22 protein-coding genes and 1 pseudogene are annotated in these 19121 nt (G+C 61.3%); 13 read left to right on the top strand and 10 right to left on the bottom strand.

Features of this window, described 5'->3' with window-relative positions:
* Positions 1-37 precede the first annotated feature (37 nt).
* The 8 genes from JN756_RS28730 (at position 38) to JN756_RS28695 (ending at position 5841) form a co-directional block, all read left to right on the top strand.
* Positions 38-715 carry a riboflavin synthase gene (locus JN756_RS28730; RefSeq protein ID WP_017849579.1) on the top strand — a complete coding sequence of 226 codons (678 nt, stop codon included), beginning with the start codon at positions 38-40 and terminating at the stop codon, positions 713-715.
* Positions 716-730: 15 nt separating this feature from the next.
* On the top strand, positions 731-1822 hold the full coding sequence (ribBA, locus tag JN756_RS28725; RefSeq protein WP_201021592.1) for a bifunctional 3,4-dihydroxy-2-butanone-4-phosphate synthase/GTP cyclohydrolase II: 1092 nt from the start codon (positions 731-733) through the stop codon (positions 1820-1822).
* 88 nt (positions 1823-1910) lie between these two features.
* Positions 1911-2387, top strand: a complete 477-nt coding sequence (gene ribH / locus JN756_RS28720) for a 6,7-dimethyl-8-ribityllumazine synthase (protein WP_017849577.1) — start codon at positions 1911-1913, stop codon at positions 2385-2387.
* Entirely contained in the window at positions 2384-2884 is a 501-nt protein-coding gene (gene nusB / locus JN756_RS28715; protein WP_017849576.1) for a transcription antitermination factor NusB, read from the top strand. The genes ribH and nusB overlap by 4 nt, the downstream gene beginning before the upstream one ends.
* Before the next feature lie 18 nt (positions 2885-2902).
* Entirely contained in the window at positions 2903-3868 is a 966-nt protein-coding gene (gene thiL, locus JN756_RS28710) for a thiamine-phosphate kinase (RefSeq protein ID WP_201021591.1), read from the top strand.
* A 142-nt stretch (positions 3869-4010) separates the two neighbouring features.
* Positions 4011-4628, top strand: coding sequence for a GTP cyclohydrolase II (gene ribA / locus JN756_RS28705; RefSeq protein ID WP_017849574.1), 618 nt, complete (start codon positions 4011-4013; stop codon positions 4626-4628).
* Positions 4625-5044: a nuclear fragile X mental retardation-interacting protein 1 gene (locus tag JN756_RS28700; protein ID WP_026140360.1), complete on the top strand. Its 420-nt coding sequence runs from the start codon at positions 4625-4627 to the stop codon at positions 5042-5044. The genes ribA and JN756_RS28700 overlap by 4 nt, the downstream gene beginning before the upstream one ends.
* Positions 5041-5841 (top strand): cobalamin-binding protein, encoded by an 801-nt coding sequence (locus tag JN756_RS28695; RefSeq protein WP_046381894.1) that lies wholly within the window; start codon positions 5041-5043, stop codon positions 5839-5841. The genes JN756_RS28700 and JN756_RS28695 overlap by 4 nt, the downstream gene beginning before the upstream one ends.
* A 28-nt stretch (positions 5842-5869) precedes the next feature.
* On the opposite strand, the gene JN756_RS28690 is transcribed toward JN756_RS28695, so the two are convergent.
* From JN756_RS28690 to JN756_RS28645, 9 genes and pseudogenes are all read right to left on the bottom strand, one after another.
* Positions 5870-7762 carry a TonB-dependent receptor domain-containing protein gene (locus JN756_RS28690; RefSeq protein WP_201021590.1) on the bottom strand — a complete coding sequence of 631 codons (1893 nt, stop codon included), beginning with the start codon at positions 7760-7762 and terminating at the stop codon, positions 5870-5872.
* A 133-nt stretch (positions 7763-7895) separates the two neighbouring features.
* Positions 7896-9794 (bottom strand): 1-deoxy-D-xylulose-5-phosphate synthase, encoded by a 1899-nt coding sequence (dxs, locus tag JN756_RS28680; protein WP_046381896.1) that lies wholly within the window; start codon positions 9792-9794, stop codon positions 7896-7898.
* Positions 9795-9904: 110 nt separating this feature from the next.
* Positions 9905-10792, bottom strand: coding sequence for a (2E,6E)-farnesyl diphosphate synthase (gene ispA, locus JN756_RS28675; protein ID WP_017849569.1), 888 nt, complete (start codon positions 10790-10792; stop codon positions 9905-9907).
* Positions 10789-11031 carry an exodeoxyribonuclease VII small subunit gene (locus JN756_RS28670; protein WP_003176346.1) on the bottom strand — a complete coding sequence of 81 codons (243 nt, stop codon included), beginning with the start codon at positions 11029-11031 and terminating at the stop codon, positions 10789-10791. The genes ispA and JN756_RS28670 overlap by 4 nt, the downstream gene beginning before the upstream one ends.
* A 99-nt stretch (positions 11032-11130) precedes the next feature.
* Complete coding sequence (locus tag JN756_RS28665; RefSeq protein ID WP_126589118.1) at positions 11131-11742, bottom strand: helix-turn-helix transcriptional regulator; 612 nt, start codon at positions 11740-11742, stop codon at positions 11131-11133.
* A 58-nt stretch (positions 11743-11800) separates the two neighbouring features.
* Positions 11801-12769: a Rossmann-fold NAD(P)-binding domain-containing protein gene (locus JN756_RS28660; RefSeq protein ID WP_201021589.1), complete on the bottom strand. Its 969-nt coding sequence runs from the start codon at positions 12767-12769 to the stop codon at positions 11801-11803.
* Between the two features lie 120 nt (positions 12770-12889).
* The gene (locus JN756_RS28655; protein ID WP_057005484.1) at positions 12890-13261 is read right to left on the bottom strand and encodes a MerR family transcriptional regulator; all 372 of its coding nucleotides are present in this window, start codon (positions 13259-13261) and stop codon (positions 12890-12892) included.
* Positions 13200-13844 carry an NAD(P)H-dependent oxidoreductase gene (locus JN756_RS28650; protein WP_046381898.1) on the bottom strand — a complete coding sequence of 215 codons (645 nt, stop codon included), beginning with the start codon at positions 13842-13844 and terminating at the stop codon, positions 13200-13202. Before JN756_RS28650 ends, JN756_RS28655 begins: the two co-directional genes overlap by 62 nt.
* 123 nt (positions 13845-13967) lie before the next feature.
* Positions 13968-14234 (bottom strand): annotated as a pseudogene (locus JN756_RS28645) (BrxR family helix-turn-helix transcriptional regulator); the annotation flags it as partial.
* 119 nt (positions 14235-14353) lie between these two features.
* Between JN756_RS28645 and JN756_RS28640 the strand changes: the two are divergent.
* The 5 genes from JN756_RS28640 to JN756_RS28620 all read left to right on the top strand — a co-directional run bounded on the left by JN756_RS28640 (position 14354) and on the right by JN756_RS28620 (position 18231).
* On the top strand, positions 14354-14614 hold the full coding sequence (locus JN756_RS28640; protein ID WP_046381900.1) for a hypothetical protein: 261 nt from the start codon (positions 14354-14356) through the stop codon (positions 14612-14614).
* A gap of 207 nt (positions 14615-14821) precedes the next feature.
* Positions 14822-15952 (top strand): YcjF family protein, encoded by a 1131-nt coding sequence (locus JN756_RS28635; RefSeq protein WP_082643882.1) that lies wholly within the window; start codon positions 14822-14824, stop codon positions 15950-15952.
* Positions 15953-16046: 94 nt separating this feature from the next.
* The gene (locus JN756_RS28630) at positions 16047-17174 is read left to right on the top strand and encodes a GTPase (protein ID WP_057005487.1); all 1128 of its coding nucleotides are present in this window, start codon (positions 16047-16049) and stop codon (positions 17172-17174) included.
* 41 nt (positions 17175-17215) lie between these two features.
* The gene (locus JN756_RS28625) at positions 17216-17443 is read left to right on the top strand and encodes a GTPase domain-containing protein (protein ID WP_046381903.1); all 228 of its coding nucleotides are present in this window, start codon (positions 17216-17218) and stop codon (positions 17441-17443) included.
* Between the two features lie 68 nt (positions 17444-17511).
* Positions 17512-18231 carry a hypothetical protein gene (locus JN756_RS28620; RefSeq protein WP_046381904.1) on the top strand — a complete coding sequence of 240 codons (720 nt, stop codon included), beginning with the start codon at positions 17512-17514 and terminating at the stop codon, positions 18229-18231.
* 88 nt (positions 18232-18319) lie between these two features.
* Here JN756_RS28620 and ycaC read toward each other — a convergent pair whose 3' ends face one another.
* On the bottom strand, positions 18320-18952 hold the full coding sequence (gene ycaC / locus JN756_RS28615; protein ID WP_046381905.1) for an isochorismate family cysteine hydrolase YcaC: 633 nt from the start codon (positions 18950-18952) through the stop codon (positions 18320-18322).
* Positions 18953-19121: the final 169 nt, after the last annotated feature.

Genomic DNA, 19121 nt, shown 5'->3' with positions numbered 1-19121 from the left:
GCGCTCAAACGCCCGCACCGTTTTCCAGGAGAAGGCCATGTTCACCGGCATTATCGAATCCATCGGCAGCATCCGTGCCATGACCCCCAAGGGCGGCGACGTGCGCCTGCTGGTTGACACCGGCAAGCTCGACCTGGGCGACGTCAAGCTGGGCGACAGCATCGCCGTCAGCGGCGTGTGCCTGACCGTCGTCGACTTGCCGGGCAACGGCTTTGCCGCCGATGTCAGCCGCGAAACCCTGGACTGCACGGCGATGAGCGACCTCAAGGCCGGCAGCCCGGTCAACCTGGAAAAAGCCCTGACCCCGACCACGCGCCTGGGCGGTCATCTGGTCAGCGGCCATGTCGACGGCGTCGGCGAAGTAGTGGCGCGCAGCGAAAACGCCCGCGCCGTGGAGTTCCGCATCCGCGCGCCCAAGGAGTTGGCCAAATACATCGCCCACAAAGGCTCGATCACCGTCGATGGCACCAGCCTGACCGTGAACGCCGTGGATGGCGCCGAATTCGCACTGACCATCATTCCCCACACCCTGAGCGAAACCATCATGGCGTCGTACCAGCCAGGTCGCCGGGTGAACCTGGAAGTCGACTTGCTTGCCCGTTACCTGGAGCGCCTGCTTATGGGCGATAAGGCCGCAGAGTCTGACTCTCGACAAAAGCCTGCCAGTAACATCACCGAAAGTTTTCTGGCCGCTAACGGCTACCTGAAATCCTGACCAAGGGGGTGCCCTGTGGCGCTCAATAGCATCGAAGAACTGGTTGAAGATATCCGCCAAGGCAAGATGGTCATCCTGATGGATGACGAAGACCGTGAGAACGAAGGCGACATCATCATGGCCGCCGAGGCGTGCAAGCCGGAGCACATCAACTTCATGGCCAAGCATGCCCGTGGGTTGATCTGCATGCCCATGAGCCGCGAACGCTGCGAGTTGCTCAAGCTGCCGCTGATGGCGCCGCGCAACGGTTCCGGGTTCGGCACCAAGTTCACCGTATCGATCGAGGCCACCACCGGCGTGACCACCGGGATCTCCGCCGCCGACCGTGCGCGCACCGTGCAAGCGGCCGCCGCGAAAGACGCCAAGGCCGAAGACATCGTCAGCCCGGGCCACATCTTCCCGCTGATGGCCCAGCCGGGCGGCACCCTGGCCCGCGCCGGCCACACCGAAGCCGCCTGCGACCTGGCGCGCATGGCCGGTTTCGAGCCGAGCGGGGTGATCTGCGAAGTGATGAACGACGACGGCACCATGGCCCGTCGTAGCGAACTCGAAACCTTTGCCGCCCAACACAACCTCAAGATCGGCACGATTGCCGACCTGATTCACTACCGGATGATCCACGAACGTACCGTTCAGCGGATTGCCGAGCAGCCGCTGGACAGCGAACTGGGCCAATTCAACCTGGTGACCTACCGTGATTCGGTGGAAGGCGACGTTCACATGGCGCTGACCCTGGGCACCATCTGCGCCGACGAACCGACCCTGGTGCGCGTGCATAACATGGACCCGCTGCGCGACCTGTTGATGGTCAAGCAACCCGGGCGCTGGAGCCTGCGCGCCGCGATGGCCGCGGTGTCCGAGGCCGGCAGCGGGGTGGTGTTGCTGTTGGGCAACCCGGTGGATGGCGACGTATTGCTTGCTCATATCCGTGAAGCCGCCGAGCAGGCCCAGGTCAAAACGCCGACCACCTACAGCATCGTCGGTGCCGGTTCGCAGATCCTGCGTGACCTCGGCGTGCGCAAAATGCGCCTGATGAGCGCACCGATGAAATTTAATGCGATATCCGGTTTCGACCTGGAAGTTGTAGAATACGTGCCCTCCGAATAAAGGCTGGCGATTTTCGCCCCTTGTTCGCGGTTAAATCATCACTGAGGGACGCACTTTTCGCGTCCCGGCTCTTTAAGAGATTTGTCGAATGACCCTGAAGACCATCGAAGGTACCTTCATCGCCCCCAAAGGCCGCTATGCCCTGGTGGTTGGCCGCTTCAACAGCTTCGTGGTTGAAAGCCTGGTAAGCGGTGCCGTGGACGCCCTGGTTCGCCACGGTGTGAGCGAGAGCGACATCACCATCATCCGTGCCCCTGGCGCCTTCGAAATTCCACTGGTTGCGCAAAAAGTTGCGCAACGGGGTGAATACGCGGCGATCGTCGCCCTGGGCGCGGTCATTCGTGGCGGTACGCCGCACTTCGAATACGTGGCTGGCGAATGCACCAAGGGCCTGGCCCAGGTGTCCATGGAGTTCGGCGTACCGGTTGCATTCGGCGTGCTGACCGTGGATTCGATCGAACAAGCCATCGAACGTTCCGGCACCAAGGCCGGTAACAAAGGTGCTGAAGCTGCCCTGTCCGCCCTGGAAATGGTCAGCCTGCTGGCGCAGTTGGAGGCCAAGTGATTTCCGACGAGAGCGATCGTTTCAACCCGCGCGACCCACGCCCAGCCGACGCCGGCAAGCCGTCCAAGAGCGTCAAGCGTCGCGAAGCGCGTCAGCTTGCGACCCAGGCGCTGTATCAGTGGCACATGGCGAAAACCTCGCTGAACGAAATCGAAGCGCAATTTCGCGTCGATAACGATTTCAGCGACGTCGATGCCAGCTACTTCCACGACATCCTGCACGGCGTCCCGGCCAATAAGACCGAGATCGACATCGCGCTGGCACCGTGCCTGGACCTGACCCTCGACGAGCTGGACCCGGTTGAACTGGCCGTACTGCGCCTGTCCACCTGGGAGCTGCTCAAGCGCGTCGACGTGCCGTACCGCGTGGTGATCAACGAAGGCATCGAACTGGCGAAAGTCTACGGTTCGACCGACGGTCACAAGTTCGTCAATGGCGTGCTCGACAAGCTGGCCCCGCGCCTGCGCGAAGCCGAAGTGAAGGAACACAAGCGCTGATCCGCGCTTGAGTTCCCGATGGGCGAGTTTGAGCTGATCCGCAAATACTTCGCCGCCGCGCCTTGTGCGCAGGGCGGCGAGGGCATTGCCCTGGGGATCGGCGATGACTGCGCCTTGCTGGCGCTCCCCGCCGGGGAGCAGTTGGCAATCTCCACCGATACCTTGGTGGCCGGCGTGCATTTCGCCGACCCCTGTGATCCGTTCCTGCTCGGCCAGCGCTCGCTGGCCGTGGCGGTGAGCGATCTGGCCGCCATGGGCGCCGACCCCATCGCGTTTACCCTGGCCCTCACAACACCCGCCGTCGATGCCGATTGGCTGCAACGCTATGCCCAGGGTTTGAACGCCATGGCGCAGAGCTGCCGCGTGGGCCTGGTCGGCGGCGACACCACGCGCGGGCCGCTGAGCCTGACCATGACCGTGTTCGGCCGTGTGCCGGCCGGGCAAGCGTTGACCCGCAGCGGTGCGCGGCCGGGTGACTTGCTGTGTGTGGGCGGGGAATTGGGCAACGCGGCGGGAGCGCTGCCGTTGGTGCTGGGCCAGCGCAGCGCCGAGGCCGGCATCGCCGACCCGCTGCTGGCGCATTACTGGTCGCCGCAACCGCAGTTGGCCCTGGGCGTTGCCCTTCGGGGCAAGGCGACGTCCGCGATGGATATTTCCGACGGGCTCCTGGCCGATTGTGGGCATATCGCCAAGGCATCGGCTGTCAGCCTGCTGGTCGAGCGCCAGCGACTGCCGTTATCCAAGGCCTTGCTCGCGTTTGTCGGCGATGACGCGGCGCGGGTGGCGGCCTTGAGTGGCGGCGACGACTATGTGTTGGTGTTCACCCTGCCACCGGCCGGGCTGGCACCATTGCTGGCGGGCGGCTGGCCGGTGCATGTGATCGGCCGGGTCGAGGCGGGGCAGGGCGTGACGCTGCTCGACGCGAACGGGCGCGACATCACCCCGGCCGTTCGCGGTTATCAACATTTTCGCGAGACGCCCTGAGTCAGCATTCAGACCTGCATAGAACCGAGACGAAGGCCAATCGAGCCGATTGATCTTTATCAACGATAATTCAGCTTAAGCGTCTGTAGGAACGTGCTGTTACAATGCCCGCCTCTGTGAAATCTGAAATCAGGAGCACACGGTGCCCGTCGTTTTCGTCGCTGCTTCCAAGCTGCCTACCCCTTTTGCCATGTTCACCATGCATGGCTTCCTCGAAGAAGCCAACGGGCGCGAGCACGTCGTGCTCAGCCTGGGCGATATCGCCGATGGCGCGCCGGTACTGGGCCGCATCCACTCCGAGTGCCTGACCGGCGACGCGCTGTTCAGCCAGCGCTGCGACTGTGGTTCGCAACTGGAAGCGGCGATGCGCGCCATTGCCCATGAAGGCCGCGGCATCTTGCTGTACTTGCGCCAGGAAGGTCGTGGCATTGGCCTGCTGAACAAAATCCGCGCCTACGAGTTGCAGGACGGCGGCGCCGACACCGTTGAAGCCAACGAGCGCCTGGGCTTTGCCGCCGACCAGCGTGATTACGGCATCTGCCTGCCGATGCTGGAGCACCTGGGCGTGAAATCCCTGCGCCTGATGACCAACAACCCGCGCAAGGTCAAAGCCTTGACCGAGATGGGTATCACCGTCGCCGAGCGCGTGCCGCTGCACACCGGGCACAACCCGCACAACAAGCTCTACCTGGCGACCAAAGCCAGCAAGCTCGACCACATGATGGGCAACGAGCACCAGGGCGAGGTCGACCGCGCGTGACTCGAGGCCAGGTGAAACGGCGACTGTCCTTCAATTGGTGGCAGTACCTGGCGCTGGCGTTGCTGCCATTGTTCGTGATCAACCTGGTGTTCGCTCAGGCCGAACCGCTGTTGCCGGTGCTGGCCATGCCGTTCTTCATTGCCGGCGTGGCCTCGATGTTTCTCAGCCTGCGCTATTTTCATGGCTATAAACATGCGTTGATCGCCACCTCTAAAGCCCTCGACACCGCAGAAGAACCGGCGGCCTGGATCACCCTCGCCGCCCGTCGGCGCACGGCGTTGCTGATTGCCTCCGTGCCGGCCTGGATCGGTGCGCTGGCGGTATTCGTCGGCCTGGAAGCGGTGCCGTTGTTCCTGCTGGCATTGTCGACCCTGGTGTTGTTTTACCTCTACCGCATCCCGCGTCAATTGGGATGAAGCCTCGCTGGCTGGCGCTCCTGCTGCTGGCGTTCGCTGCCCAGGCCCTGGCGGTCGAGCGGGTGGTCAGCCTGGCGCCGTCGCTGTCGGAAATCGTGGTTGAACTGGGCGCTGCCGACCTGTTGGTGGGCGTGCTCGATGGCGGCGAGCGGCCAGCGGCGCTGGCGAAGGTCGCGTCGGTCGGGCGCTATGGGCAATTGAACATCGAGCGCTTGCTCAGCCTCAAGCCCGACCTGATCCTGCTCTGGCCCGGCAGCATCGGCCCGGCCCAGCGTGAACAGTTGCAGCGCCTGAATATCCCGGTCTACGTCGCCGAACCCCATAACCTCGAACAACTGACCCAGCAGGTCCAGGCCATCGCCGAGCAACTGGGGCGCGCCGACGCCGGCCGGCAATTGTCTGCGCAGTTGCGCCAGCGCCTGGCCGGGTTGCGCCAGCGCTATCAGCGTGCCGAACCCTTGCGGGTGTTTTACCAAGTGTGGAGCCCGCCTTTGTACACCGTGGGCGGTGGGCAGATCATCAGCGATGCGCTGAGTGTGTGCGGCGCGCGCAATGTGTTCGACGACCTCACGCTGCCTGCGCCGCAGGTCAGCGTCGAGTCGGTGCTGCAGCGCAACCCCGAGGTGATTCTGGCGGCGGATCAACCGCAGTTGGATGCCTGGAAAGCCTGGCCGCAGCTGGCGGCGGTGGCGCAGGGGCGTTTGCTGTTGGTGCCGGACAAAGGCCTGGAACGGCCGAGCGGGCAGATGTTGGAAGCCTTGGCGCGGTTGTGTCAGGTGATTGCGCCGAACCGCTGACGCAATCGCAGGCACGCCGACGTTTCTATCAGAGCGTCGGCGTCCAGGTCACGCCAACCCTCCACACCCGACCTTCTTCCCGATAGTCCTGATTGTTCAGGAACGCCGGATCGTCATAGCTGTAACGTGCCCGAGCGTAAGTCTTGTCCAGCACGTTATCGACTTTCAGCGACAACGCCACTTCCCGGCTGAGCGCCCAACTGCTGCGCAGCCCGAGCAAGGCATAACCGCCCAGGCGATTGCGATTGGCTTCGTCGTCGTAGCTGCTGCTGATCGCCTGCCAGCTCGCACCGACGCCGAGTTGATCGAATTGCCGATCCAGGTCCAGGTTCAGGGTGCGCCGCGCACGGCGGGCGAGGGTGTGGCCGCTGTCGCGGTCGCGCGGGTCGATCAGCGAAACGCCCAGGTTGCCCTGCCAGCCGAACAGCTCGTGCTTGAGCGCGGCTTCAAAACCATTGATCCGCGCCGCTGCGACGTTCTGCGGTTTGCCGCCGTCGAGAATGATCGCGTCGCTCAAGTCGGTGCGGTACAGCGAGGTTTCCAGGCGCGTGTGGTCGCCGAGCTGGCTGCGCCATTGCAGCTCGTAACTCTTGGAGGTCTCGGGCTGAAGATTCGGGTTGCTGTACTGCGTGTCCGGGTAATAGAGGTCATTGAAGGTCGGCGCGCGGAAGCCTTCGCTGTAGCTGAGCAGCACATCGTTGTCGGGGTTGATCGGCACGGAGAGGGTGCCGCTCCAGCTGTTCTGGCTGCCAAACTGTTGGTTCTGGTCATGGCGCAGGCCCAGTTCGGTGGAAAACCACTCGCTACGGAAACGATGCTGGACAAAGGCGGCGCGGTTCCAGCGGCTGTTTTCGGTAAACGTGGTGGAGCCGTGGAAGCGGTCTTCGTACCAGTCGCCGCCGAGGATCAAGCTGTTGCGCTCATTCAGGGTCAGGTCGTTCTGCCAGTTGACAGAGTCGCGGTAGGTGTTGAATACGCTGAAGTCATCGCTGAGGGTATCGCGCTTGGTGTCGCGGTTCTCGCTGTGGCCCAGTTCCAGGCGCGATTGCCAGCGTTCGCTGAGGCGGGCGTCGGCATAGCCGCTGGCGCTGCTCACGGCGTAGTCGGTGTAGGGTTTCTGGCCGACGCTCTGGCCGGTGGCGACGTCGTAGCGGCCGAAGCTGTTGTCGTACTCCGACTTGCCGCGGCTATCCAGCAGGTTGAAACCGGCTTCCAACGCGTCACTGAAACTGTGGCTGAGGTTCAGGCTGACGGACTGGTTGCGGTAGGCATCATGGTCGCCATCGCTGGGAAACGAGGTGTGTGTCGAGTTGATGCCGGCGCTTTCATCCAGGCTCGCGCCCAGGTTGAAGCGCGTGTGTTCGTCGCCGCCGGACAGCCCGAGGCTACGCTCCCAGCTCTGGTGGCTGCCGAAGCCCAGCCGCAGGCGCGGCTGCAGGCCCTGTTCGGCGTTGCGCCGGGTAAACACCTGGATCACCCCGCCAATTGCATCGCTGCCGTAGATCACCGAGCGCGAGCCGCGCAGCACTTCGACGCGCTCGATCTGGTCCACATTCAGGTATTGCAGGCCGCTGTCGCCGGAGGTGGCGTTGGCGATGCGCTGGCCGTCCACCAGCACCAGGCTTTGCGCGGACTTGGTGCCGCGCAGGTAGATGCCCGGCAAACTGCCACGGCCGCCGGTGGGCGCCACTTGCACACCGGGCACGCGGCTGAGCAGGTCGGTCAGGCTGGTCGGTTGCAGGCGGTCGATGTCGTCGCGGGTGAAGACGGTGTTGGCGGCGCTGCTGTCGTTGCGCGCCTGGACCTGGCGGTTGGCGCTGATGACCACGTCGGGGAGTTTCAGCGCGGCGTCGCGGCTGTCGGCGAGCAGGTCGTGGGCTGGCAGAAGCAGCAAGGGCAGGGCAAGGCGCAGGTGATTCATAGAGCGGTCCATAGCTTTTTGTAGGAGCGAGCTTGCTCGCGAAAAACCTGAGGACGCCGCGTGCATACAGAGTGCACGCGTCATCGTTGACGTTTTTCGCGAGCAAGCTCGCTCCTACAGAAGTCTCGGGGGGTTATAAACCCAGGAGTGTCATGCGTTCGCGGACCGACGCCTCGATACCCGCCTCGTCGAGCCCGCACTCGGCGAGCATCTGCGCCGGCTTGGCGTGTTCGACGTACACATCCGGCAAGCCCAGGTGCAGCACCGACTTGAGGATGTTCTCGCGCGCCAGGAACTCGCTGACCGCCGCACCGGCACCGCCCATGATGGCGTTTTCTTCGACCGTCACCAGCAGTTCATGGCCGGCGGCGATCTCGCGCACCAGTGCTTCATCCAGCGGTTTGACGAAACGCATGTCGACCACGGTGGCGTCGATCTTCTCGGCGACTTTCAGGGCTTCGGCCAGTTGCACGCCGAACACCAGGAACGCGGTCTTGCTGCCTTGGCGTCGCACAATGCCCTTGCCGATTTCGATCGGCGCCAGGTCTTTTTCGATCACCGCGTTCGGGCCGGTGCCGCGCGGGTAGCGCACGGCGGCCGGGCCGTTGTAGAGGTGGCCGGTGCTGAGCATCTTGCGCAGTTCGTTTTCGTCGCTCGGCGTCATCACCAGCATGCCGGGGATGCAACGCAGGTAGGACAGGTCGAAGCTGCCGGCGTGGGTCGGGCCGTCTTCGCCGACCAGGCCGGCGCGGTCGATGGCGAACAGCACGTCGAGGTGCTGCACCGCGACGTCATGCACCAACTGGTCATAAGCGCGCTGCAGGAAGGTGGAATAGATCGCCACCACCGGCTTGGCGCCTTCGCAGGCCATGCCTGCGGCGAATGTCACCGCGTGCTGCTCAGCGATGGCGACGTCGAAGTAGCGCAGCGGGAAACGCTCGCTGAACGCCACCAGGTCGGAACCTTCCTTCATCGCCGGGGTAATTCCCACCAGGCGCGGGTCGGCGGCGGCCATGTCGCACAGCCATTCGCCGAACACACCGGAGTACTTTGGCCCGCTGGCTTTTTTCGGCGCGGCGGCGGGGGCGTCCAGGGGGTCGAGCTTGGTGATCGCGTGGTAACCGATCGGGTCGACTTCCGCCGGGGCGAAGCCTTTGCCTTTCTTGGTGACGATGTGCAGGAACTGCGGGCCTTTGAGGTCACGCATGTTGCGCAGCGTGGCGATCAGGGTCGGCAGGTCGTGGCCGTCGATGGGGCCGATGTAGTTCCAGCCCAGCTCTTCGAACAGCGTGCCGGGCACCAGCATGCCTTTGGCATATTCTTCGGTGCGGCGGGCGATTTCCCACGCGCCGGGCAAGCGCGACAGCACTTTCTTACTGCCTTCGCGCATGCTGGCGTAGGTCCGGCTGGAAAGGATCTTCGCCAGGTAGTTGGACAGGCCGCCGACATTGCGCGAGATCGACATGTCGTTGTCGTTGAGGATCACCAGCATGTTGGCGTCCACTTCCGGCGCATGGTTCAGCGCCTCGAAGGCCATGCCGGCGGTCAGCGCGCCGTCACCGATCACCGCAATCGCCTTGCGATCGCTGCCTTGCAGGCGCGAGGCAATCGCCATGCCCAGCGCGGCACTGATCGAGGTGCTGGAGTGGCCGACGCCAAAGGTGTCGTACTCGCTCTCCGAGCGACGCGGGAAGGCGGCGATGCCGTCCTTCTGGCGCAGGGTGCTCATGCGCTCGCGACGGCCGGTGAGGATTTTATGCGGATACGCCTGATGGCCTACGTCCCACACCAGCCGGTCGTCCGGGGTGTCGAACACGTAATGCAGCGCGATGGTCAGCTCGATGACGCCCAGGCCGGCACCGAAATGCCCACCGGTCTGGCCGACCGTGTAGAGCAATTCCAGGCGCAATTCATCGGCCAGGGTTACCAGCTCGGCTTCACCCAGACGACGCAGGCCGTCCGGCGTGACAGCACGGTCGAGCAGAGGCGTGGACGGGCGTTTGCGGGGAATCTCTTGAAACGTCGTGGGCATCAGGCGAATCGTTATAGGTATAGAAGAGGCGGCAGTTTACCTCAAGCATCGCAAACTGCCCACGCAGAGCACCGAACTTGACCGATATGTGGCTGTAATGGCCGCGGTTATCAGTGACGACGTTCGACGATGTACCGCGCCAGGTCTCGCAGGGGCTCGGCTGCTGCGTCGAAAGGTCGCAGGGCGGCCAGGGCCTGGTCGCGCAGTTCCAGGGCATAAGCCTTGGCGGCATCCAGCCCGAGCAGCGCAGGATAAGTCGGTTTGTCCCGTGCGATATCGGCGCCCTGGCGTTTGCCCAGGGTGGCGGTGTCACTTTCTACGTCGAGAATGTCGTCCTGCACCTGGAACGCCAGGCCGATGGCCCCGGAGTAAACCTGCAAAGCCGCCAATTGCGCGGCTTCGGCACGCCCACTGGCCAGGGCGCCCAGGTGGACGGCGGCTTCGATCAGGGCGCCGGTCTTGTGCCGATGCATGTGTTCGAGGGCCTGTTGATCGAGCTTCTGGCCCACCGAGCCGAGATCGATGGCCTGGCCACCGACCATCCCGGCGGGGCCTGCGGCAACCGCCAGGGTGGTGACCATGCGCAAGCGGATCTCGGCATTCACGCTGCTCAAACTCGGGTCGAGCAATGCGCTGAACGCCAGGCTTTGCAGGCCATCGCCGGCGAGGATCGCGCAGGCTTCGTCAAAGGCTTTATGGGTGGTCGGCTGGCCGCGACGCAGGTCATCGTCGTCCATCGCCGGCAAATCGTCATGCACCAGGGAATAGGCGTGAATCAACTCCACCGCGCAGGCCGCGCCGTTGGCCTGTTCGGCAGGCGCGCCGAGGGCTTCGCAGGCCGCATAGGCCAGCAACGGACGCACCCGCTTGCCGCCATTCATCACGCTGTAGCGCATGGCCTCGTAGAGCCGTTTCATTTCCGGGCTTGGCGCAACAAACAAGGGCTCCAGCGCCGCATTGACCCGGGCTTGGCTACTGGCCTGATACGCGTCGATCATTCGGGCTGTTCCGCATCGAAAGGTTCTTCGGCCAACTCCCCGTCGCGTTCGAGCAACACCTGAACCTTCTGCTCTGCCTGCGCCAACGCGCTCTGGCAGTCGCGGGTCAGGCCGATGCCTTGTTCAAACGCCGTCAGCGAGTCTTCCAGCGACAACTCGCCGTTCTCCAGACGCTCGACCAGGGTTTGCAGGTCGGCGAGGGATTGTTCGAAATCGAGTGCAACTTTTTTGCGGGCCATGGCGGCTATTCCGGTAGACGGTAAACCGGCGCGACACTAGCAGACATGGGGGATGGGGGCAAATGAACGGGGCGACTGAGCCGATTGCGCGGTCGCCTGTTACTGCGCCGCCGCGGCGCGCAAATAGTTATACACACTGGCCCGGGAAATCTTGAAGTAGTCGCCGACGTAGTCGACAAAGTTACGCACATCCAGCAGGCCGTGCTCCCGCGCCTGCACCAGCACCTGGATGATTTCGCCACGGCCGAAATCGGCGGGTTTCAAATGATTTTCGGCGGCGAGGGTTTCGATGATCTCATTGAGTTTTTCCCGCCAATCGCCGCTGAACAGCGATTCTGGGCGCCCCTGGGACTGCTGGCCTACGGCAAAGCCGCTGATCAGTTTCTGCACTTGGGCCAGGGCGGTCACATCGAAGTTCAGGCACAGCAAGGCGCAGGGTTCACCGTTGGCGGCACGGGCGACGAGGGAGATCGAACGCAACTGACGGCTGTTGATCCCGGTCTTTTCATACGGCCCGACGGTGTCGGGTCCGGCAGCCAACTCAGCCAGGTCAGTGATCAGCGATTCATCCCCGACCTGACGTCGGGAAAAGCCATTGGCGATGTGGGCAATGCGCCCGGTGTGCAGGTCGTGTACCACGGCTTCCAGGTCCGGATAGAGCAGGGCGGCAATGCCGTCGGCGGTTGCCTTGATGAATGCGATATCGACCATGGGTTAACCGGGCACAGGAAAAAGGAACGGTGATTGTACGCAGGCGTCCGAACAGTTGTCAGTCCACGGCCCGCATGCGCTGCACCGCGAGGGTCGCCAGTGCGATGTCCTGAGCGGCTAGGCCGGTCAGGTCGGCGATGGTCAGGTCATCGTCGCGGAAACGCCCGCGTGCCTTACCGGCCAGCACATGGCCGAGGGAAACGTCGGCCTGGTCGCTGATCAAATGGGCCCGTACTGCGTGGCTCATTTCGCCATGGTCCAGGCATTGGGCACGGTCATCGGTCATGAGCACCCGTGCCCTCTGCAGCAGCAACGGGTCCAGTTCCTGTTTGCCTGGGCTGTCTGCGCCCAGGGCGACAATATGAGTGCCTGTACGCACCACGTCGGCCGGTACGATTGCCTGGGTCGACGGCGTGCAGGTAATCACCAGATTGCACTGTGCGAAAACAGCCTCAATGCTGTCGGCTGCTTGGGCTTTCAACCCAGCTTGCTGCAGTGCGTTGGCGAGGTGTTGTGCCCGCTCGGGAGCGCGTCCCCAGATCACCACACGCTCGATTCCCAGCAGTTCGCAGGTCCAGCGCGCCTGCAGTTGCGCCTGATGCCCGCTGCCGAGAATGCCTAGCGCGCTCACCCGTGCGGGCGCCCCGGCCCGTGCGGCCAAGGCACCGGCTGCGGCAGTGCGGCAACTGGTCAGCCAGCCTTCGTCGTTGAGGATGGCGCGGGTCTTGCCGGTGTGAGAATCGAACACCAGCACCAGGCCATTATTGGTCTCCAGGCCGCGGGAAGGATTCTCATAAAAGCCCATGGCCAGCTTGACCACAAACACCGAACCGTCTTTCGCGTAGCCGGACTTGATATGACAGTCCCCCGGCGGGTTTTCAAACAACAACACCCCCGGCGGCGGGGCCACGATGCGGCCGTCGGCGTGACTGATCAATGCCTGTTCCACCGCGTGCAGCATGTCTTGGCGCGACAGCGCGGCGCGCAATGCACTGAGTTCGTAAACCGCCAGTGGCACCGCGCTCATCACGCACGCTCCTGCGGGGGAACGCAGGTTTTAAGCTTGAAGTCCGAGAGTGTGGTCATGGCGCGCTCCTGAATATCAACGGGACGAAAGCGCGACACTAACCTGATTTATATTTATTGTCTAATTTGTACTTATCGTGCAATTCTGGTTTGAGTGTTTAAGCATCGCGTCAAACTCGACCAGCCCGGCCTGCATCTTCTGCAGTGCCGCCATCTGCAGCGCCAGCTCCTCCTGCTTGCGGGCAATCGCCTGGCTCGCGCGCGCCCAGGGCAGCGCGTCGCCCTGGTGCCCGTGCAAAATGGCCTGTAACTCCTTGAGCTTGAAACCCAGTTGCTGAGCACACTTGATCAACATCAGCAGCTCGACACTCTGCGCCGAATAGACCCGATACCGCCCCGCTCTCTGCGGGCTGGGAAGCAGGCCGATCGCTTCATAGTGACGAATCGCCTTGATGGTCGTGCCCGACAGTTGCGCCGCTTTGCCGATGAACATGAAAACGCCCTTTTCCAAATAATCCGCCGGCCCGCGTCAGCCAACGAGCGCGTTGCGCGGGCGTGGAACCCAGCACCGGCCCGAGCAACAAGGTCTTGGTCACCGTTATGCCGCAAAACGCCAGCGTCGTCTTGCGCATCTGATGAATACCCGGCATGCGGTAGAACCAGCGGTAATACCATGGCGGCGTATCGAGCGTCACCAGCAAGTGTGCGGTTCGGCCATGCAGCAGCTTGTCAGGAAATGCCTTGCCTGCACGGTACTTGAAGGCGAAGCCGGGTAGGAAAACTCTATCGATAAAGCCCTTCATCAACGCCGGAATACCACCCCACCAAATCGGCAAGACAAACGCCAAATGGGTGGCCCACAGGATATCTGCCTGGGCACCGAGCAAATCGGCTTCCAGGGCTTGAATGTCGGTGTAACCGTGATGCAGCACCGGGTCGAAAGCCAGCGTGCCCAGCCGTAGGACGCGTACTTCATGGTCGGCGTTTTTGGCCGATTGGATGTAGGTGTCCGCCAGTGCCGAACAGAAACTGGTGCTGGAGGGATGGCCGAGGATGACCAGAATGCGCTGAGCCATGGGGATGAGTCCTGAAACGGGGTTGCAGGGTAGGGGCTGCCGTATAGGGGAGAGTCAAGGGCAATAGCGCGATGCGGCTTGCCCCACGTTTTGCCCGGTTACTCATAAAACCCCGGTCTCAAGTGCTTGAGATTCGTCACCGATGAACAGCGGCTGGAACGTTTTGCTTGGCACGTAGCCGGTTATTTTTTTGTCATGTGTAAGGTTTTGAGGCGCATGTTCGGCGATGTGCATATTGATGTCGTTGGCGGCCTGCCGGCGTTTGCTACCAACGCTCTGGATCAAGTGCCCCGTGGTCTGCCGGCCCTCCTGCCGGGCGACAATCTCGATCAAGCAGTGGCGAAGTGCCAGGTCCCAGCAAACCTGTTCAATGGAATGCATGCGTTCCATCCCCTCGTGACGTGTGCGAATACTTTACCTGTATAAGTCTACATTCTAGACCTGTCGTCTATTGCTACATATCGTGTGGCTGTCGTTTAAACAAATTGGGTATACGCAAGGAAGTACGCATGACTATGGCAGAAGCAGTGTCGACAGGGGCATTGGTAGTGTTGGGGAGCATCCTGCTGGTGCTCCTGCTGCAATACTTGAGGCTGCGTGAACTCTGGAAAATGGCGCTTACCTGCCGCCGGAACGCGCGCTGGGGGCGGATCTATGAGGCTGAGAACCGGGAGTTGCGTTCTGCGCTGCGCGCTGAGAAGGCGCATATCAAGCAGTTGCAGAGGAAAGTCGGGCTTTTGCAAGGGGGGGTGACTGCGCAGGAGGAATAGGTAGAGAAGGATGTCTCGCTGATCACTTTTCAGACGAGAGCAGGAGCGTCAAAAACAATACCCGTTGGAGCCTATCCACCCAACCGCTGCGCTTGACAGGGATAGTGGCAAAGTGCGATTGAGGCTTTAGGATTTTGGGTCCGGGGCGATAACCTTTTTTTTAGCGCGCCCTCTTTTGAGCGCCGCGTAGCGACGGAGAATAGAACAATGGCAAGTATGGAAGCTCAACTGGAAGAGCAGTTCGATAAGGAAATGGCGTCGGTCAAACGCCCGAACCTGATGATTGTTGGTGGCACCGGTGTTGGAAAGAGCAGCCTGATCAATCATATCTTCGGCAAAACGATTGCCAAGGTCGGTACCGGGCAGCCTGTCACTCGGGGTTGTCATCGCTACGAAGACGCCAACATCCCTCTGGTCATCTTTGATACCGAAGGTTATGAGGTGACGGAAGGCAAACCCTCGACAGGCAACTTTCGGGAAAAAATCATCCCGGAGATCAAACAGCGCAAGTTCAAGGCGCTGGATGAACAGATCCATCTCATTTGGTACTGCCTCAGCGTAGCCAACCACCGGGTTACTGATTTTGACCTGGACAACTTGCGATTGATTACCGGTGAACTGGATATTCCGGTGGCTGTGGTACTCACCCAGTGCGATGCCGAACCCATCGACGATGAGGGCAACGGTGAGACTTCCCGGGCGTTTCGCAACGTGCTGCGCGAGCACGGTATTCATTGTGAGGTTTTCGAGACCTGTGCAAATAACCCCAGCCACGACCCAGAGCTGAAACTGGACCTCGAAAAGTTAATCGCCTGGTCGAGTGCATCACTCAAGGACGATGCGCTACGCCAGTCCTTCGTGGCTGCCCAGATCGCGTCGCTACCAGCCAAACGCAGCGAGGCGATGACCATCATCATGACCTACAGCGGCACCACCGCCGCCAGCGCCGGACTTAACCCGGTGCCGATGTCGGACGCGTTACTCATTGTGCCTCAGCAGATGGCGATGGCGGCATCGCTGGCCAAGCTCTACGGGTTTGGCTCGATGGGTGAAATGGCCGTCAGCCTGCTCAAGGGCCAGATCCTCAGCCTGGTGGGGCGTCAGTTGGCAGCCAGCCTGACCAAGATGATCCCCGTGCTTGGGCAGATCATTAACGCCGCTGTTGCCGGGGCGATCACCGGAGCGCTTGGCTTGGCCCTGGTCGAGGTCTATGAACGCGCCGTGGACGGCTACCTGAAGACAGGCAAGTCACCGGACTGGGCTCGCCTCTTTTCTAACGAGCAGTTCATGCAGGCGTTCAAGATTGCGCTGGGAAAATGGGGCAATCAAAAAGCTTGAAGCCACTTGGCGCACTCTGAAGGCCGTGGCGAGAGACAGATCTGTTTCTAGGCAGGCCTTCATCCCCTTTCAGCGGTTCAGGGTTTAGAGAGACATGGATCAGTTCGCGATCAACATCATCGTGCTGGGTAAAAGCGGCGTCGGCAAAAGCAGCTTCTGCAACTATCTTTTTGACCAGGTGGGTTTGTTTGAGACGGGAAGTGGCAAGCCCGTCACCTCCTGGGAGAAAAATTTTCAGTCGCACACCTTCGAGCACCAGGGGCACCTGTTGAATGTGTTCGACAGCGTTGGCCTGGAAGCTGACAACTATGAGCGATGGCTCCAACAGTTCGACCGTTTCATGCAGCAACATCGTGCGCGCCCGATGGAGCCGGAAACCTGGATTCATGGCGCCTTCTATGTGATCAACGCCAGCTCCGCACGGCTGGAACCGGTGGATGTGAATCTGATCAAACGGCTCGGACTGGATGCCAGGATTCCCCTGCAAGTCATCCTGACCAATGCCGACGTTGCGGGCGATAAGGTCGAGGCCCTCCAGCGAGAAATTCACCAACTATGCCCGGGTGTATCGGTGACGCCGCTGTGTTCGGTATCGGTACGTAGGCGTGGTGGTCAGTCGACGCAAGCCTTTGGTCGCGATGAAGTGCTTTCGCTCTACCTGGAACAGTCGCATGCCTTTCTCAGCAAGCGCCTGGCTGCGATGAGCTGCTTGAACTTCAAAGGTGTGCTTCGCCAAATGCGCGATACGGTCGTTGCCAAGATCGAAAAGGCAGACCTCAGCATCTTTAGAATCGCGGACCTCGATCTGGATACGGAAATCGAGTTGCCCGATTTTGATGAGGTGTTTTCCGATCTGAAAGGCTTCGATGACTACCTCTCATCCTTTGGTTTCATGGGGGACTGGGAGACCAGCGATGAGCTGGAAAACGCAGTGACCCGTGTGTTTGACGACTTCCAGCGAGAGATGGAGGGCCGCTTCAAAGAGATCGAAGACGGGTTCGAGTCCGATAGCCTCCTGCGCAAGGTGGGCGCGCTCTATGAGGCGGCAAAAATCATCCTGACCCTTAAATCGACCATGATTGAATGGCTGGATGATGGTTTTGGTCGTGTCCACGCAGAACTCGACAGGCTCTTCGTCAAATATGCCGAGGACGACAACTTCTTCGCCAGTCATCTAACGGGACGCGTCTTCATCAGGCCCAAACTGTTCGGCATTTTCTAAGCACGGGCTGCATCAGCGCTATTTAAGGAAGAGCATTAACCATGGGCTTCGATTCGATTTATGCGGTGCTGCCAGACCACGCGGCCGAGATAAGCCGCTTGCAGTACTTGTTGGCTGACGCACGGCTGCCGGTGGTTTCGGTGATCGGCAAATACAACCATGGCAAGAACGCCTTGCTCAACGCCCTCGTGGCGCGCGAGCAGTTCGCCGTGTCGGATGCTCGGGAAACCACCGTGTTGAGTTACGTCGAGCCTGAACGCCTGAGTTGAACCTGTCTTCTTATCGTGACGCCGCTCATGCTGGGCGGCTGCTTTTTTTTGCAAAGGAATGACGCTGCATGAATCGAATGTTTGTAAGCCCTTGGTTGTCGGTATCCCCCAACGGCCCGGTGACCTGTGCTCACCCCCGCGCACATGACTATGTTCATTTACGCCAAGGCGAAATGGATGGTGCCTGTGGACCTTACTGCGTGGCGATGACCTTGATCGCATTGGGCGTTATGTCCCGCGAGCAGGCTCAATCACTCGACAGTTACGATGGCCGAACCCGACTGGGTCGCTTTCGCGAAAGCCTACTGGCCTTCGGCGCCCTGGTGTCGGAAGGCACCGACGATTTCGATGTGAGCTGGCTGGTTGATGTGTTCAAGCACGCCGGGGTTGTGACCGAAGTGCTGGATGCAGCGCCGCGACGACAGACGACCATCCGCAATATTGCCGACGCCGTCGACAACCGCAAAATCCCGATCGTCTGTGTCGATTGGGACGACGGCCTGGCGGCGCATTGGCTGCTGGTTATCGGCTATCAGGGTTACCAGGCAAACGATGACGATGAATTACAAATCACCCACCTGCTGTGCCTCGACCCCACCAGTGACGCCCCACGGGTGTCACTCTGGAATGCAGTGATCGAAGTCTTCACCGAGGAGGGTAAATCGGTGAACGAAGGTCGTTACTACTGCCAGCACTGGGGCCCCAACGCCGCGCCGACGGCCTGCCGAATTGCTCAGAGTGTTTTGGTGGGGCTCGATAAAAAAGCCGAGTCCAACTATTTCTACTGAGTAAAGTGCGGGCGCCACAACGTCCATCGCAGCACCTAACGAAGCAAGCCTGCTTTTTCAAGCAGGCTTATCGTTGACGGCAGTTTTCTTACTTCTGCTGCGCCGTCAGCGCCGCATAACCATTCATCAAGTTGCGATAGTTCGGAATACGCTGGGACAACAGATTGCCCAGGCCTTCGATATCGTTGCGCCAGTCGCGATGCAGCTCACACGCCACCGAAAACCAGTTCATCATCTGCGCACCGGCCTGCGTCATCCGGCTCCACGCCGCCTGTTGCACCGTGGTATTGAAGGTGCCCGAAGCATCCGTCACCACAAATACATCAAACCCCTCCGCCAGCGCCGACAACGTCGGGAACGCCACGCACACGTCCGTCACCACACCGGCAATGATGATCTGCTTACGCCCGGTGGCCTTGATCGCCTTGACGAAGTCTTCGTTGTCCCACGCATTGATCTGGCCAGGGCGAGCGATGTACGGCGCGTCCGGGAACATCTCCTTCAACTCCGGCACCAGCGGGCCGTTAGGGCCTTGCTCGAAGCTGGTGGTGAGGATCGTCGGCAGGTTGAAGAACTTGGCCAGGTCCGCCAGGGCCAGCACGTTGTTCTTGAACTCGTTGGGCGAGAAGTCCTGCACCAGGGAGATCAGACCGGTCTGGTGGTCGACCAGCAGGACTACGGCGTCGTCTTTGTTCAAGCGGTTGTAGGTTGGCGTGCTCATGGTTGAATCCTTTTTTGTTTAAGTGGGTTGGGCGTTGCGTTCAACATGGGCACAGATTAATGGGCGGGACGTGGGGGATAAATCGGCTGGGAGGCGTCTTACTGTCAACTTAAAAGGGACAATTGGTTGAGCTACCCGCAGTATCGGTCCTTTTCACTTGCGGGATGTT

This window comes from Pseudomonas sp. Y39-6 (assembly GCF_023651955.1).
In the GTDB taxonomy this organism is placed as follows: Bacteria; Pseudomonadota; Gammaproteobacteria; order Pseudomonadales; family Pseudomonadaceae; genus Aquipseudomonas; species Aquipseudomonas veronii.
This window is presented reverse-complemented; position numbering and strand designations above follow the sequence as displayed.

Coding starts and splice junctions, on each gene's coding strand:
- JN756_RS28640 (WP_046381900.1), top strand. CDS start 14,354: ATGACTATGGCAGAAGCAGTGTCGACAGGGGCATTGGTAGTGTTGGGG.
- JN756_RS28670 (WP_003176346.1), bottom strand. CDS start 11,031: ATGGCCCGCAAAAAAGTTGCACTCGATTTCGAACAATCCCTCGCCGAC.
- JN756_RS28650 (WP_046381898.1), bottom strand. CDS start 13,844: ATGGCTCAGCGCATTCTGGTCATCCTCGGCCATCCCTCCAGCACCAGT.
- JN756_RS28625 (WP_046381903.1), top strand. CDS start 17,216: ATGGGCTTCGATTCGATTTATGCGGTGCTGCCAGACCACGCGGCCGAG.
- JN756_RS28730 (WP_017849579.1), top strand. CDS start 38: ATGTTCACCGGCATTATCGAATCCATCGGCAGCATCCGTGCCATGACC.
- JN756_RS28690 (WP_201021590.1), bottom strand. CDS start 7,762: ATGAATCACCTGCGCCTTGCCCTGCCCTTGCTGCTTCTGCCAGCCCAC.
- JN756_RS28695 (WP_046381894.1), top strand. CDS start 5,041: ATGAAGCCTCGCTGGCTGGCGCTCCTGCTGCTGGCGTTCGCTGCCCAG.
- JN756_RS28665 (WP_126589118.1), bottom strand. CDS start 11,742: ATGGTCGATATCGCATTCATCAAGGCAACCGCCGACGGCATTGCCGCC.
- JN756_RS28630 (WP_057005487.1), top strand. CDS start 16,047: ATGGATCAGTTCGCGATCAACATCATCGTGCTGGGTAAAAGCGGCGTC.
- JN756_RS28620 (WP_046381904.1), top strand. CDS start 17,512: ATGAATCGAATGTTTGTAAGCCCTTGGTTGTCGGTATCCCCCAACGGC.
- JN756_RS28655 (WP_057005484.1), bottom strand. CDS start 13,261: ATGTTCATCGGCAAAGCGGCGCAACTGTCGGGCACGACCATCAAGGCG.
- dxs (WP_046381896.1), bottom strand. CDS start 9,794: ATGCCCACGACGTTTCAAGAGATTCCCCGCAAACGCCCGTCCACGCCT.
- JN756_RS28660 (WP_201021589.1), bottom strand. CDS start 12,769: ATGAGCGCGGTGCCACTGGCGGTTTACGAACTCAGTGCATTGCGCGCC.
- ribH (WP_017849577.1), top strand. CDS start 1,911: ATGACCCTGAAGACCATCGAAGGTACCTTCATCGCCCCCAAAGGCCGC.
- JN756_RS28635 (WP_082643882.1), top strand. CDS start 14,822: ATGGCAAGTATGGAAGCTCAACTGGAAGAGCAGTTCGATAAGGAAATG.
- ycaC (WP_046381905.1), bottom strand. CDS start 18,952: ATGAGCACGCCAACCTACAACCGCTTGAACAAAGACGACGCCGTAGTC.
- thiL (WP_201021591.1), top strand. CDS start 2,903: ATGGGCGAGTTTGAGCTGATCCGCAAATACTTCGCCGCCGCGCCTTGT.
- ispA (WP_017849569.1), bottom strand. CDS start 10,792: ATGATCGACGCGTATCAGGCCAGTAGCCAAGCCCGGGTCAATGCGGCG.